The following is a 12,710-nucleotide window of genomic DNA, read 5'->3' on the forward strand; positions in this document are numbered from 1 at the left end:
ACCTAGCAGTTAACGGTTAGTGAATGATGGAAGGCCAGGCGGCCGTCTGCCACGCACTAACCGTTACTCATTACTCCCCGTCGAAACATCCCGTTTCCCGTTCTGGTTAGTTGCCCATGACTGCATTCGCCGCCCTCGGCATCACGCTCGCCACCTTCGGATTCATGGAATTCTGGGCCTGGTTCATGCACAAGTACGTGCAGCACGGGCCCTTGTGGTTTTTGCACCGCTCGCACCACGTGCGGCACCCGCACCCGGTGGAGCGCAACGACTTGTTTTTCCTGATTTACGGCGCCATTTCGGCCGCGCTGTTCATCACCGGCGACAACGGCGCGCGCTGGTGGTTTTGGGTGGGCGTGGGCATTGCGGCCTATGGCACGGTGTATTTCTTCGTGCACGACGTGCTGATTCACGGCCGCCTGCGCTTCTGGAAAAAGTCGGACAACACCTACCTGCGGGCCCTCAACATGGCCCACAAAACCCACCACAAGACCCAGGGCCGCGACGGCTCGGCCGAGTTTGGCCTGCTGTGGGTGTCGCCCAAATACCTGGAGCTGGCCCGCAAACGGCGCCAAAAACTAAAAAGCGAGAAAATGAAAACGGGCTCCGAAATGGGCCCGGGCTAGCAGCACGCGCCCGCTGCTTTTTACCTTCTTGCTATACCCTTTTCATACCCCACAATGGGCCACTTCTCCATCAGCGACTTAGAGCAGCTTTCGGGCATCAAGGCGCACACCATTCGGATGTGGGAGCAGCGCTACGGCCTGTTGCGGCCCGTGCGCACGGCCACCAACATTCGCACCTATTGCGAAGACGACCTGCGCCGCCTGCTCAACGTGACCACGCTGTGCAGCCGGGGGCAGCGCATTTCGCAGGTGGCCCGCCTCAGCGACGACGAAATCCAGGCCGCCGTGCTGGCTTGCTGCAACGACGTGCACGACTACCACCAGCAGGTGAACGCGCTGCTGGCCGCCATGCTGGGCTTCGATGAACAGCGCATAAACCAATTGTTCAGTGAAGCCAGTGCCCAGCTGGGTTTCGAGAACATGATGCTCAACGTGGCCTACCCGCTGCTGCAGCGCATTGGCCTGATGTGGCTGGCCGGCACCGTGAACCCGGCCCAGGAGCACCTGCTGGCCCATTTGCTGCGCCAGAAAATGCTGGCCGCTACCGATGCCCTGCCCGCCGTGCCGGTCACGGCGCGGCGTTGGGTGCTGTTTTTGCCGGCTGAGGAGTTGCACGAGCTGGCCCTGTTGTTCATGAACTACGTGCTGCGCGCTCGGGGCCTGCACACGCTGTACCTGGGCCAGAACCTGCCGCTGGAAGAACTGGACGCCGTGTGCCGCACCTACCAGCCCGACGCCGTGGCCACGGTGCTCACCACCCAGCCCGAGCGCAGCCGGGTAGGCGAGTTTGCCGAAGCCGTGGCCGCCTGCTGCCCCGGCAAGCTGGTGGTGCTGTATGGCCAGCTGGCCCGGCAGGAGGGCCTGGTGCTGCCTAAAAACTGCATCTCGCCGGCGCTGATGACTGATTTTTTGGCGCTGGTGGCCGACCACGCTACCGAGCCGGTGGCGGCGTAAACCCGGCCGTGCCGAAAAACAAACCATTGGCGCAGTTTGCCACGTAATGGTAGGCCGGCGTGCGCGCCGGCTTCACAAAAGGATAATGGCAAAAGTCAGTCCGGCGCCGGTGCGAAGCCCTGGCCGGGCGTACCTTGCCGCGCCTGCGAGCAACTAGTAGGCGTGCCGAACGAAATTATTTCGGCGGGGCTAGCTGATTTTGCGGCGGGCTCGTATATTTGTTTAACAATCGGCCACGAAAAGCTAAACAGCATGACTTCGCTAGAATTCACCTCGCAAGTGCAGAAGATTTCGCTCACCCTCCGGCCCGCCGCCATGAACTTGACGCGAGACGCTGATGACGCCAAGGATTTGGTGCAGGAAACCCTCCTCAAAGCCCTGCTCAACAAAGACAAGTTTAAAGCCGGTACCAACCTGAAGGCGTGGTTGTATACCATCATGCGCAACACCTTCATCAACAACTACAACAAGATTACCAAGCGCAGCTCCAACATCGATTCGACGGAGTATTTTCAGTATTTCAACACCGACCAGAACTACATCACCCACAACGGCGCGACGTCGGATTTTGTGGTGCGCGACATCAACGAGGCCATTGCCGGCCTGGGTACCGACTACCGCACGCCGTTCATGATGTACTACATTGGCTACAAGTACATGGAGATTGCCGAGAAGCTGCAAATTCCCATTGGCACCGTCAAAAACCGCATTCACATTGCCCGCAAGGAACTGAAATCGGCCCTGCAGGTGTATGCGCCGGTGGGCGCCTCGGCCGCCGATGCCAGCGAAGTAGTTGAAGACTAGCCCCCGGCTGTAATTGCGTTGGCCGCCGGCCTTGTTGCTGCTCGCGCGGCGCGGGGCCGGCGGTCCGTTTTTCCGGGCGACTTTCGCTTATTCATTCATCCAGATTTTTACTGCTTTTGTCTTCAGCCGCCGCCACCACTGCCGCCAGCGTCGCCGTCAATGCGGCAGTTAATGCCGCCCTTCATGCTGCCCGCACGCCCAACTCGGGCTCGTCGAAACAAGCCGTCGTCATCGGGGCGGGGTTTGCGGGGCTGGCCGCTGCCACCACGCTGGCCCAGGCCGGCTGGCGCGTCACCATCCTGGAAAAAAATGAAGGCCCCGGCGGGCGGGCGCGGGTTTTCCGGGCCCAGGGCTTCACCTTCGACATGGGCCCCAGCTGGTACTGGATGCCCGATGTGTTTGAGAAGTATTTCGCCCGCTTCGGCAAAAAAGTGGCCGATTACTACGAGCTGGTGCGCCTCGACCCGTCGTATCAGGTAATCTTTCGGGGGCCCGAGGCGGTGGACATTCCGGCCCGAATGAGCGAATTGCGGGCTTTGTTTGAGCGCTACGAGCCCGGCAGCGCCGCCCGCCTCGACGAGTTTCTGAAGCAAGCGGCCTACAAGTACGAAGTGGGCATCAACCGGCTGGTGTATGCGCCCAGCCGCTCCGTGTTGGAGTTTGCCGACCCCCGGCTGCTGGTCGACATGGTGCGCATGGACGTGCTGCAAAGCATGCACAAGCACGTGCGCCGCTTCTTCAAAGACCCGCGCCTGCTGGAGCTGGTGGAGTTTCCCATCCTGTTTCTGGGCGCCACCTCGGAAAATACGCCCGCCCTCTACTCGCTGATGAACTACGCCGACCTGGCGCTGGGCACCTGGTACCCCAAGGGCGGCATGCACAAGATTGTGGAAGGCATGGTGCGCCTGGCCGAAGAGCTAGGCGTGGAAATCCGCTACAATCAGGAAGTGACCGAAATAGCGGTGGAAAACGGCCGCAGCACCGGCGTGCGCACCGCCACCGGTTTCCTGGCGGCCGATGCCGTGGTGGCCGGGGCCGACTACCACCACATCGAGCAGGAGGTGCTGGCGCCCGAATACCGGCACTACAACGCCCAGTACTGGGATTCGCGTGTGATGGCCCCGTCGAGCCTGCTGTTTTACTTGGGCGTGAACCGCAAACTCGACAAGCTGCGCCACCACAACCTGTTTTTCGACGAGGACCTGAACCAGCACGCCCGCGAGATTTACGAGCAGCCGCAGTGGCCCACCAAGCCGCTGTACTACGCCTCGGTGCCCAGCAAAACCGACCCCACCGTGGCCCCCGAAGGCCAGGAAAACCTGTTTTTGCTCATCCCCGTGGCTCCGGACCTGACCGACGACGAAGCCACCCGCGAGCGGTACTACGACCTGCTGATGGACCGGCTCGAAAAGCACTGCGGCCACCCCATCCGCGACGCGGTGGTGTTCAAGCGCAGCTACGCCCACCGCGACTTCATGGCCGACTACCACAGCTTCAAAGGCAATGCCTACGGTTTAGCGAATACCCTGCGGCAAACGGCTATTCTGAAGCCCACGTTGAAGAGTAAAAAAGTCAGTAATTTGTATTTCACCGGCCAGCTTACCGTGCCCGGACCGGGCGTGCCGCCCTCGTTAATTTCGGGCCAAGTGGTGGCGGGAGAAGTTTTGAAAGAAAATGGACCACGTTAAACTTTTCACCGACACCAGCCTGGCTTGCAGCAAACTCATCACGGGGCGCTACAGCACCTCGTTCACGCTGGGCATTCGCACGCTCGATAAGCGCCTGCACCTGCCGGTGTACGCCGTGTATGGGTTTGTGCGCTGGGCCGATGAAATCGTGGACACGTTTCACGAGCACGACAAGGCGGCGCTGCTGGCCGACTTCCGCCGCCAAACCTACGAGGCCCTGGACACGGGCCTGAGCTTCAACCCGGTGCTGCACGCGTTTCAGCACGTGGTGCGCCGCTACGGCATCGACCGCGAGTTCATCGAAGCGTTTCTGCACAGCATGGCGCTGGATTTGGAAGACCAGAATTACCACCCCGACCTCTACAACGAGTACATCTACGGCTCGGCCGAAGTGGTGGGGCTGATGTGCCTGCGGGTGTTTTGCGACGGTGACGACGCACTGTTTGAGCGCCTGCGCGAGCCGGCCCGGCGGCTGGGGGCGGCGTTTCAGAAGGTGAATTTCCTGCGCGATATCCGCTCCGACTACGAGGAACGGGGCCGCGTGTACTTCCCCGGCGTGGTGTACCAGCGCTTCAACGACGCCACCAAGAGCGAGATTGAGGCCGACATCAAGGCCGATTTTGAGGCCGCCTACGTGGGCATTCAGCAGCTGCCGCGCTCGGCCCGCCTGGGCGTGTACCTGGCGTATGTGTATTACCTAAAGCTGTTTTATAAAATCAAAAAGCTGCCGGCGGCCCGCATTCTGGGCGAGCGGGTGCGCGTGCCCGACAACACCAAGCTGCTGCTGCTGCTGGGCTCGTATTTCCGCTACCGGCTGTCGCGCATCTGAGCGGGTCGGCCGGGCCCGTTTGCCAATGAGCTGAATTCTTTGAAGCCTGAAGTAGTTTTGCTCCCATGAATGCTTTGTTTCGACGCGGCCTGGGCCTGCTGCTTGTGCCGATGGCGTGCAGCTTTGCTCCCGCGAGCGACCCTGCGGCGGCCCGCGTTTCCTCTACTAATCCCTCTTTCCCGACCCTTTCCGTGGCTTCTCCTTACCACCCTTCCGTTCTTCGCCGCCACTACGAGCAGGCCGCCGCCGACAAAGCCGCGGGCGAAAAATTCTACAAGCTCCTGGCCGATTACAAGGACCGCGACGCGCTGGTGCTGGGCTACAAGGGCGCCGCCGAGGCCATCCGGGCCCGCGATGCCTCGATGTTCAACAAGCTGACCTACGTGCAGGACGCCGCCCGCACCTTCGAGCAGGCGGTGAGCCTGGACCCTCGCAACCCCGAAATCCGGTTTCTGCGTTTTTCGGTCGAAAGCAACCTGCCGGCCTTTCTGGGCCTGAGCAAGCACATCGACGAAGACAAGGAAATGTTGCTCAACGCGGCCCTGAGCCACCCCAAATCGGGGCTCGATGCCGAGGCCTTCCGCACGGTGCGTAGCTTCCTGGTGGACCGTGGCCACGTGAGCGACGAGCAGGCCCAACGCCTGAGCCGCGTGGCCGAGTAAACCTAAAACCGGTTTGCGCGGTTCTGACGTAGTTTTTGGCGCCCGCCAAAAACGTTTCCGGCGGTCACAACCTTAACCGTGGTTTCGCGGTTTGTCCTGACGTATGCCCCACTTGCACCTCAGCGTCCGCATCGACCCTAACTCCGGCTTTTGCTTTGGCGTGATTTACGCCATTCAAATGGCCGAAGACCTGCTCGACGAGCAAGGCTACCTCTATTGCCTGGGCGACATCGTGCACAACGACGAGGAGGTGCAGCGCCTCGAAGCGCGCGGCCTGCGCATCATTTGCCACGAAAAGCTGGCCGAGCTGCGCAACGAAGCCGTGCTCATCCGGGCCCACGGCGAGCCCCCGGCTACCTACCAGATGGCCATGGAAAACAACCTGACCCTGATTGACGCCAGTTGCCCCGTGGTGCTCAAGCTCCAAAACCGCATCAAGGCGAGCTACGACCGCAAGGAGAAAATATTCATCTACGGCAAGCATGGCCACGCCGAAGTGTTGGGCCTGCTGGGCCAGACCGGCGGCGACGCCGTGGTGTTTGAAAACCTCGACGAGCTGCTGCGCCACGAATTGCCTGAAAACATCACGCTCTACAGCCAGACCACCAAAAGCACCAACAGCTTCTACAACATCAAGGGCGAACTGGAGGGCCGTGGCTACCAGGTGAATGCCAACGACACCATCTGCCGCCAGGTGAGCAACCGCGACAAGGACCTGCGGCGCTTCGCCGCGCAGTTCGACCAGATTGTGTTCGTGTCGGGCACCAAAAGCTCCAACGGCAAGGTGCTCTACCAAGTGTGCAAGGAAACCAATCCGCAAACCCATTTTATCTCGAACGTGGGCGAGATTCAGCCGGAGTGGTTTCAGCCGGGGCAGTCGGTGGGCATTTGCGGCGCCACCAGCACGCCCATGTGGCTGATGGAGCAAGTGCGCGACCAGCTGCTGAGCCTATAGCGGTGGCTTGTTTGATTGTCGGAGTGGCGGGTTAAAACTGTTGAGCCCGCCGTTTGACTGTTTCGTTCGTAATTCGTCGCATGGCCCTCGCCGCAACCACAGCCCATCCATCTACTATTCTGCCATCCAGCCGCCTCCGGGTGGCGCCGGAGCCGCTCGGCCTGAAAGGGGTTGCGGTGGCCGCGACGGTAGGTGCAAGCTGGGCCGCGTTGCTGAGCTTTTTGCTGGCGTGGTACCAGCCCAACTGGTATAGCCCGGCGCCGTACCTGCTGGTGCTGCTCCAAACGCACCTCTATACGGGCCTGTTCATCACCGCGCACGATGCCATGCACGGCCTGGTGAGCCCCAACAAACGGCTTAATAATGCCATCGGCACCCTGGCGGCCGGGCTGTTTGCCTACAACTGGTTTCCGGGCCAGCTGCCCAAGCACCACGCCCACCACCGCCACGTGGGCACGCAGGATGACCCCGATTTTCACAATGGCCGCCACCCCGGCTTCCTGCCCTGGTTCCTGCGCTTCGCTTGGAACTACGTGACCTGGTGGCAAGTGCTGCTGATGGCCGCCACCTACAACGTGCTCAAGCTATTTTTCCCGCAGGCCAACGTCATTGCGTTCTGGATGGTGCCGGCCATTCTGGCCACGTTCCAGCTCTTTTTCTTTGGCACCTATCTGCCGCACCGCGGCGAGCACGCACCCGACAACCCGCACAAGTCGCGCAGCCAGTTTCGGCACCACCTGTGGGCCTTTGTGAGCTGCTACTTCTTCGGGTATCACTATGAGCACCACGACCAGCCCTATCTGCCCTGGTGGCGGCTGTGGAAGTCGAAATAGCCTGAACCACGGATTCGACGGAATTTTCGGATAGGTCAGATTTTGTGGACGGCACCAAGTAGAAGCGGCTTGCACCACGGGAAAAACAAGAAAGGCCGCCCAATGGGGCGGCCTTTTGCATCGTATGCGGCTGGTTTCCAAAAGCGTCCACAAAATCCGACTCATCCGAAAAATCCGTCGAATCCGTGGTCCAGATTAATGCACCGCGTTGGTTTTCTTGCAGCAGTCGGGCAGGCGGCTGTAGGCGCGGGCGTCGGCGGTAAGCTGGTCGGCGTCGTAGCCGGTTTTTTGCACGGCAGTGCGCAGCGCGTCGGGCGTGGTTTTGTCGGCTTTGTAGGTCACGGTGAGCACCTTGGTGGGCACGTCGAGCGTGGCCGACTGCACGCCTTTTTCATAAGCCAGGCTTTTCTCAAGGCGGGCTTTGCACATGTCGCACACGGCCGATGTTTTAAACTGCACGGTGGCCATGCCGGCCGGTTTGGCCGAGGCAGCGGGAGTGGTTTGGGCGTGGGCGCTGGGCGAGGAACTCAATAGCGCAAGCAGCGGCAGCAGGAGAAAGAATTTCATACGTCGAAAATTGAAAAAGCGTGGGTGAGGCAGCCATAACAAAATTGCTGCCGAAAAAATTAGCGAAAACCGGCGCTACTACTCAATGCGGTAGCGCAGGCCCAGGTAGGTGAGGCGGCCATATACCGGCCCCCACGACATAGCTGCGTCGAAGGTGGGCCCGAAGGGATTGGCGGCGCTTTCGATGGGGTTGGTCTGGCGGTAGTTGGTCAGGTTTTCCACGCCCGCGTACACGTCGAGGCGCTTGAAGCCGCGGGTGAGCTGGGCATTGAGCAGGGCGTAGCGCGGCGAGGTTTCGGGCGTATACTCTTGGCCCGTGCCGTGCACGTGGGTGCTGCTGATGTGCGCCAGCGGCCGCTGGCCAAACCATTGCACCGTGAAATCGCCCCGCCACTTGTCGAAAGCGCTGGCGTAGCCCAGGTTGAGGAAGCCGCGGCGCTTGGGCGTGAGGGGCTTGGGCAGCAGCACGCCGTCGTAGGTGGTGCGCACGTCGAGGTACTTGTAGGCCCCCTTCACTTGCAGGCCTTTCACGGGCTCTACCTGCAGCTCGCCCTGCAGGCTGCGGGCGAAGGAGCGCCCGCCGGCTCCCAGGTTGTCGATGAAAACGTAGCGCGCGGCCGTATACATGTCGGCCACTACTTGGTTATCGAACTCGGTGTGGTAATAGTCGACCACGAACGTGGCCGGCCGGCCCAGCACCGTGAAGTACTGCGTGGCGCTGCCGCCCACGTTCCAGGCCCGCTCGGGCCGCAGGTTGGGGCTGATGTTGAATTCGCGGGCGCTCACGAGCAGGGAGGCGTTGTCGGCAATGGGGTTGGCCACGCGGAAGCCGCGGCCGGCAGCCAGGCGCAGCACGGTATTCTTGGCCACGTCGTACTTCACGTTGAGGCGGGGCGTCACCTGCCAGCCGTACAGATTGTGGCGGTCGGCCCGCAGGCCGGCCACCAGGGTCAGGTTGCGGCTGTTTTGGTAGGTGTACTCGGCGAAGGCGCCGGGCACCAGCTCGCGCCGGGTGAAATTCTCCTGCGGGCCTTCAAACAGATAGGTGCGGCCCGAGGTAAGGCGCTCCTTGTAGTCGTCGTATAAAAAGCTGAGGCCGGCCCGGTATACGTGCGCGGTGTTGCCAATCACGCTCTGAAACAGCAACGTGCCCAGGCCCGTGCGCTGCGTGCCGTCGTAGTCGCGCATGGAACGGTTGGTGGTGGCCGTGGGCGGCAGGTTGGGCTCGAAGGTGTAGGTATCGTAGCCGTAGGAGTACCGCGAAGTGAAGTCGTGGCTGGTGCCGCTCAGCAGCAGGCCCAGGCTTTGGAAGGGGCGGCTGGGCCAGGTGTAGGAAGTTTTGGCGTAGCCCGTGTAGCGGGTGGTGGCTTGCGTAGTGCCGTAGTTGGCCAGGAATGCCGCCTCGTCGGTGTCGCGGAAGCTCATTTGGCCGCCTTGCCGGGTTTCGCGCAGGGCGCCCAGGCCCACTTCGCTCACCACGCCGTGGCCTGACTGGTACTTCCACTTATTAAAGGCGTTGAACTGCGTAGCCAGCGGCAAATCCAGAAAGCCGTCTTTGTTGCGGTCCACGCGGTTGCCGAGGTGGTCGGAGTGCAGCAGCAGCACCGTGCTCCATTTGGGGTTGATGCGGGCCGAGGTGTTCAGGTTGAGGTCAAACTTGCCCAGGTCGTTGACATAGGCGTTGAACAAAAGCTGGTCGGTTTTCTCGGGCTCCTTCAGCTTCACGTTCACCTGCCCCGAAATGGCTTCGTAGCCATTCACCACCGAGCCCGTGCCCTTGATGATTTCAATGTTGTCAATCCACGGCCCGGCCAGGTAGCCCAGCCGGTAGGGCGCGGCCAGGCCCCGCAGCGCGGGCTGGTTGTCCACGGTCAGCAGCGAGTAGCTGCCGTCGAGCCCCAGTAGCTGAATCTGCTTGGCGCCCGACACGGCATCCGACGTCGTGACCTCCACCGAGGCGTTGGTTTCGAAGCTCTCGGCCAGGTTGCAGCAGGCCGACTTGGTCAGGTCGCGGCTCGAAATGACTTGCACGTTGGCCGGCGTCAGGGCCGAGTAGGAGGGGCCGCGCGCGGTCACGGTCACCTCGCTCAGCTCCTGGCCGGGGCGCAGGGCCACCCGCAGGTAGGGCGCGCCGGTAGCGGCCACGGCCACGGTGTCGGCGCGGTAGCCCAGGGCTTGCACCACCAGCCGCGACGCGGCCCGGGCAGGCCGGGTTATGGAGAATCGGCCGGACCCATCGGAGCTGGCCGTAACCACCGGGTCGGAAGCCTCGGGGGCATCGAAGAGCCAGCGCAGCACGGCGCCGGGCAGGGGAGTGGCTTTGCCGGCTTCGGTTATTTCGCCGCGCACCGGCGCAATGGCAGCCGACTGGGCCCGCGCCCGTTGCGGCTGCAGGGCAATGATGCCCGCGAAAAAAACGAAAAGCAGCGGGTAAGCCCCGCGAATGGGTTTCATAAGTTCTGTAAGTTAAGGCATTCTGAAATATCGAGGCCATTGCCCCGAGCACACCCGTGCCCACCGCCGAAGCAGCCGCGCACGGTCGTTTCAGAATTCCTAAACCACCAGCTTACAAACGAAAGTCAGCAGCGCGCGCCCGGCCTTGGGCGGGGGCGAAGCATCGGCAGCAAACCACCGAGTCGCGCTGCTGGCAATGCCCATGGGGGCACGTGCCAACGGCTGAAACCGCTCCGGCAGTACTGCCGTGAGCAGCGGCGCGGGCACCAAAATTTTAGCCGCCAGCTCGTGGGCGGGCGACGAGAGCTTGTGCAGCTGCTTGCTGAAATCGCAGCAGTTATCCTTGGCCTCGGGCTTGGTGGGAGCTGTTTCGCCGGTGCAGCCGCGCAGCTCGGCGGGGCTGGCCACCGACACAGCCACGGTGCTCTGCCCGCTCATGCGGCACGTCAGGCGCTGCACCGTGAGGCCCACCGACGCGACGAGCACCAATGCCGCGAGCACTAAGCAGGATAAGCGACGAATGCGGGAGTGTTGCACGGCCACAAAGGTACAATAACGGCTTCGGAGAAGAGCGTACACAACCTCGGCGCCGTGCGTTCAAGATTCCTGCCTCAGTCCCAAGGGTAACAGCGCCTAGCCTGCGCGCCTGGCCTGCAGGCTGGTTTTACTGCCTAGACTTCATGCTGCATTCCATGCCGGTACCACTACTTGTCCCGGCTTACCATCAGGAAATGCAGTGCTGACATTTTGTCCACGGCTTCGAAAGCTGCGTTAGCTATTGCAGACGGTTTTCTGATAAGTGGTGCAAAAGAGCAGTTTTTGACCTTTCAGGGCTGTTTTGCATCTGTGGTAGAAAGTGGTAAAAGGTGGTTGAATTCTGCTTGGCTTCCCGTACATTTGCCCGTGTCGCCTTTTTGCCTTCCTGGCGTCCCTGCCCATGAACCTGTTGTCCGGCGAATACGAATGCAAGCTCGACCCGAAGGGGCGGCTTGTGTTGCCGGCCAAGGTGAAAGGCAACCTCCCCGAGCAGTCCGGCAATCAGCTGGTGCTGGTGCGCGGGTTTGAGCCCTGCCTGGTGCTGTACCCGCGGGCCGCTTGGCGCGTCATCCACGAAAAGGTGATGGCCCTCGACGAATTCAACGAAGAGTACCGGCAGTTTCAGCGCAACTTTTTCCGGGGCATGACGGAAGTGGAACTTGACTCCATCAGCCGGTTTACGCTGCCACGCAGCATGTTGCGCTACGCCGGCATTGAGAAGGAAGCCATAATTGTCGGCCTGGGAAACCGTTGTGAAATTTGGGACCCCACCCGCTACGACGAGTTTCTCATCAAAGACCAGCAAAGCTTTAGCAAATTGGCGCAGAAGTTTTTATCCGTTGAAACGCCGCCGCAGAGCGGCCCCACCGCATGAGCGACTACGCCAACGACAGTGCTTACCACCGCCCCGTGATGCTGGCCCAGTGCCTGGCCGGCCTCGACCTGCGGCCCGACGGCCGCTACGTGGACGTGACGTTTGGTGGGGGAGGGCACTCGGCCCGCATCCTCGAAAAGCTCAGCACCGGCCACCTCTACAGCTTCGACCAGGATTCCGATGCGGAAGCCGAGGCACAGAAGCTGGCGCGGCCCCAATTTACATTTGTAAAGTCGAACTTTCGGCATTTATATGCTGAGCTTGAGGCCATTGACGCGCTGCCAGTAGATGGCCTCCTTGCCGACCTGGGAGTGAGCTCGCACCAGTTCGATACGCCGGAGCGAGGGTTTTCGACCCGCTTTGACGGCCCGCTTGACATGCGCATGGACCCCGACGGTCCCCTGACCGCCGCCGACATTCTGAACGACTATAAGGAAGCCGACCTGCACCGCATCTTCGGCATGTACGGGGAAGTGACCAACGCCCGCACGCTGGCCCAGACCGTGGGCGCGGCCCGCCGCGGCCGCCGCCTCGAAACCATTGCCGAGCTCAAGCAGGCCATTCTGCCGTGCACGCCCCGCGGCAAGGAGAACAAGTACCTGGCCCAGGTTTTCCAGGCCTTGCGCATTGAAGTGAACCAGGAAATGCAGGCGCTGCAGGAAATGCTGCTGCAAACCGCCGACGTGCTGCGGCCCGGCGGCCGGTTGGTAGTGTTGAGCTACCATTCTCTGGAAGACCGGCTGGTGAAAAATTTTATCGCCAAGGGCAAGTTTTTTGGCGAGGTCGAAAAAGACTTCTTTGGCAATGAAAGCAAGCCGTTTGAGGCGCTGAACCGCAAGCCCGAAGAGGCCGACCCGGACGAAGTGGCGCTGAACAGCCGCGCCAGAAGTGCTAAATTGCGGGTTGCCGTGAAACTATAAACACCCT

13 protein-coding genes are annotated in these 12,710 nt (G+C 61.5%); 10 read left to right on the forward strand and 3 right to left on the reverse strand.

Annotation, left to right across the window (positions count from 1 at the left end):
* The first annotated feature begins 116 nt into the window (after positions 1-116).
* The 8 genes from IC234_RS10880 to IC234_RS10915 all read left to right on the forward strand — a co-directional run bounded on the left by IC234_RS10880 (position 117) and on the right by IC234_RS10915 (position 7,351).
* Positions 117-626, forward strand: a complete 510-nt coding sequence (locus IC234_RS10880; protein WP_190924382.1) for a sterol desaturase family protein — start codon at positions 117-119, stop codon at positions 624-626.
* Between the two features lie 54 nt (positions 627-680).
* Entirely contained in the window at positions 681-1,580 is a 900-nt protein-coding gene (locus IC234_RS10885; RefSeq protein ID WP_190924384.1) for a MerR family transcriptional regulator, read from the forward strand.
* A 252-nt stretch (positions 1,581-1,832) separates the two neighbouring features.
* Positions 1,833-2,384 carry a sigma-70 family RNA polymerase sigma factor gene (locus tag IC234_RS10890; RefSeq protein WP_190924386.1) on the forward strand — a complete coding sequence of 184 codons (552 nt, stop codon included), beginning with the start codon at positions 1,833-1,835 and terminating at the stop codon, positions 2,382-2,384.
* Between the two features lie 230 nt (positions 2,385-2,614).
* The gene (locus IC234_RS10895; protein ID WP_190924705.1) at positions 2,615-4,072 is read left to right on the forward strand and encodes a phytoene desaturase family protein; all 1,458 of its coding nucleotides are present in this window, start codon (positions 2,615-2,617) and stop codon (positions 4,070-4,072) included.
* Positions 4,059-4,901: a phytoene/squalene synthase family protein gene (locus tag IC234_RS10900; RefSeq protein ID WP_190924388.1), complete on the forward strand. Its 843-nt coding sequence runs from the start codon at positions 4,059-4,061 to the stop codon at positions 4,899-4,901. The genes IC234_RS10895 and IC234_RS10900 overlap by 14 nt, the downstream gene beginning before the upstream one ends.
* A 191-nt stretch (positions 4,902-5,092) precedes the next feature.
* A complete protein-coding gene (locus tag IC234_RS10905) occupies positions 5,093-5,563 on the forward strand; it encodes a hypothetical protein (RefSeq protein WP_190924390.1) in 471 nt (156 codons plus the stop codon).
* A gap of 103 nt (positions 5,564-5,666) precedes the next feature.
* Positions 5,667-6,518 (forward strand): 4-hydroxy-3-methylbut-2-enyl diphosphate reductase, encoded by an 852-nt coding sequence (locus IC234_RS10910; RefSeq protein WP_190924392.1) that lies wholly within the window; start codon positions 5,667-5,669, stop codon positions 6,516-6,518.
* Positions 6,519-6,598: 80 nt separating this feature from the next.
* Positions 6,599-7,351, forward strand: coding sequence for a fatty acid desaturase (locus IC234_RS10915; RefSeq protein WP_190924394.1), 753 nt, complete (start codon positions 6,599-6,601; stop codon positions 7,349-7,351).
* A 195-nt stretch (positions 7,352-7,546) separates the two neighbouring features.
* Here the strand turns inward: IC234_RS10915 and IC234_RS10920 are convergent, their stop codons facing one another.
* The 3 genes from IC234_RS10920 to IC234_RS10930 all read right to left on the reverse strand — a co-directional run bounded on the left by IC234_RS10920 (position 7,547) and on the right by IC234_RS10930 (position 10,909).
* Positions 7,547-7,918 carry a heavy-metal-associated domain-containing protein gene (locus IC234_RS10920; RefSeq protein WP_190924396.1) on the reverse strand — a complete coding sequence of 124 codons (372 nt, stop codon included), beginning with the start codon at positions 7,916-7,918 and terminating at the stop codon, positions 7,547-7,549.
* A 78-nt stretch (positions 7,919-7,996) separates the two neighbouring features.
* Positions 7,997-10,372: a TonB-dependent receptor gene (locus tag IC234_RS10925; protein WP_190924398.1), complete on the reverse strand. Its 2,376-nt coding sequence runs from the start codon at positions 10,370-10,372 to the stop codon at positions 7,997-7,999.
* Positions 10,373-10,471: 99 nt separating this feature from the next.
* The gene (locus IC234_RS10930; protein WP_190924401.1) at positions 10,472-10,909 is read right to left on the reverse strand and encodes a hypothetical protein; all 438 of its coding nucleotides are present in this window, start codon (positions 10,907-10,909) and stop codon (positions 10,472-10,474) included.
* 400 nt (positions 10,910-11,309) lie between these two features.
* Between IC234_RS10930 and mraZ the strand changes: the two genes are divergently transcribed.
* Positions 11,310-11,783 (forward strand): division/cell wall cluster transcriptional repressor MraZ, encoded by a 474-nt coding sequence (gene mraZ / locus IC234_RS10935; protein WP_190924403.1) that lies wholly within the window; start codon positions 11,310-11,312, stop codon positions 11,781-11,783.
* The gene (rsmH, locus tag IC234_RS10940) at positions 11,780-12,703 is read left to right on the forward strand and encodes a 16S rRNA (cytosine(1402)-N(4))-methyltransferase RsmH (RefSeq protein WP_190924405.1); all 924 of its coding nucleotides are present in this window, start codon (positions 11,780-11,782) and stop codon (positions 12,701-12,703) included. The genes mraZ and rsmH overlap by 4 nt, the downstream gene beginning before the upstream one ends.
* The last annotated feature ends 7 nt before the right edge of the window (positions 12,704-12,710 follow it).

Source organism: Hymenobacter armeniacus (genome assembly GCF_014699055.1).
Classification (GTDB): Bacteria; Bacteroidota; Bacteroidia; order Cytophagales; family Hymenobacteraceae; genus Hymenobacter; species Hymenobacter armeniacus.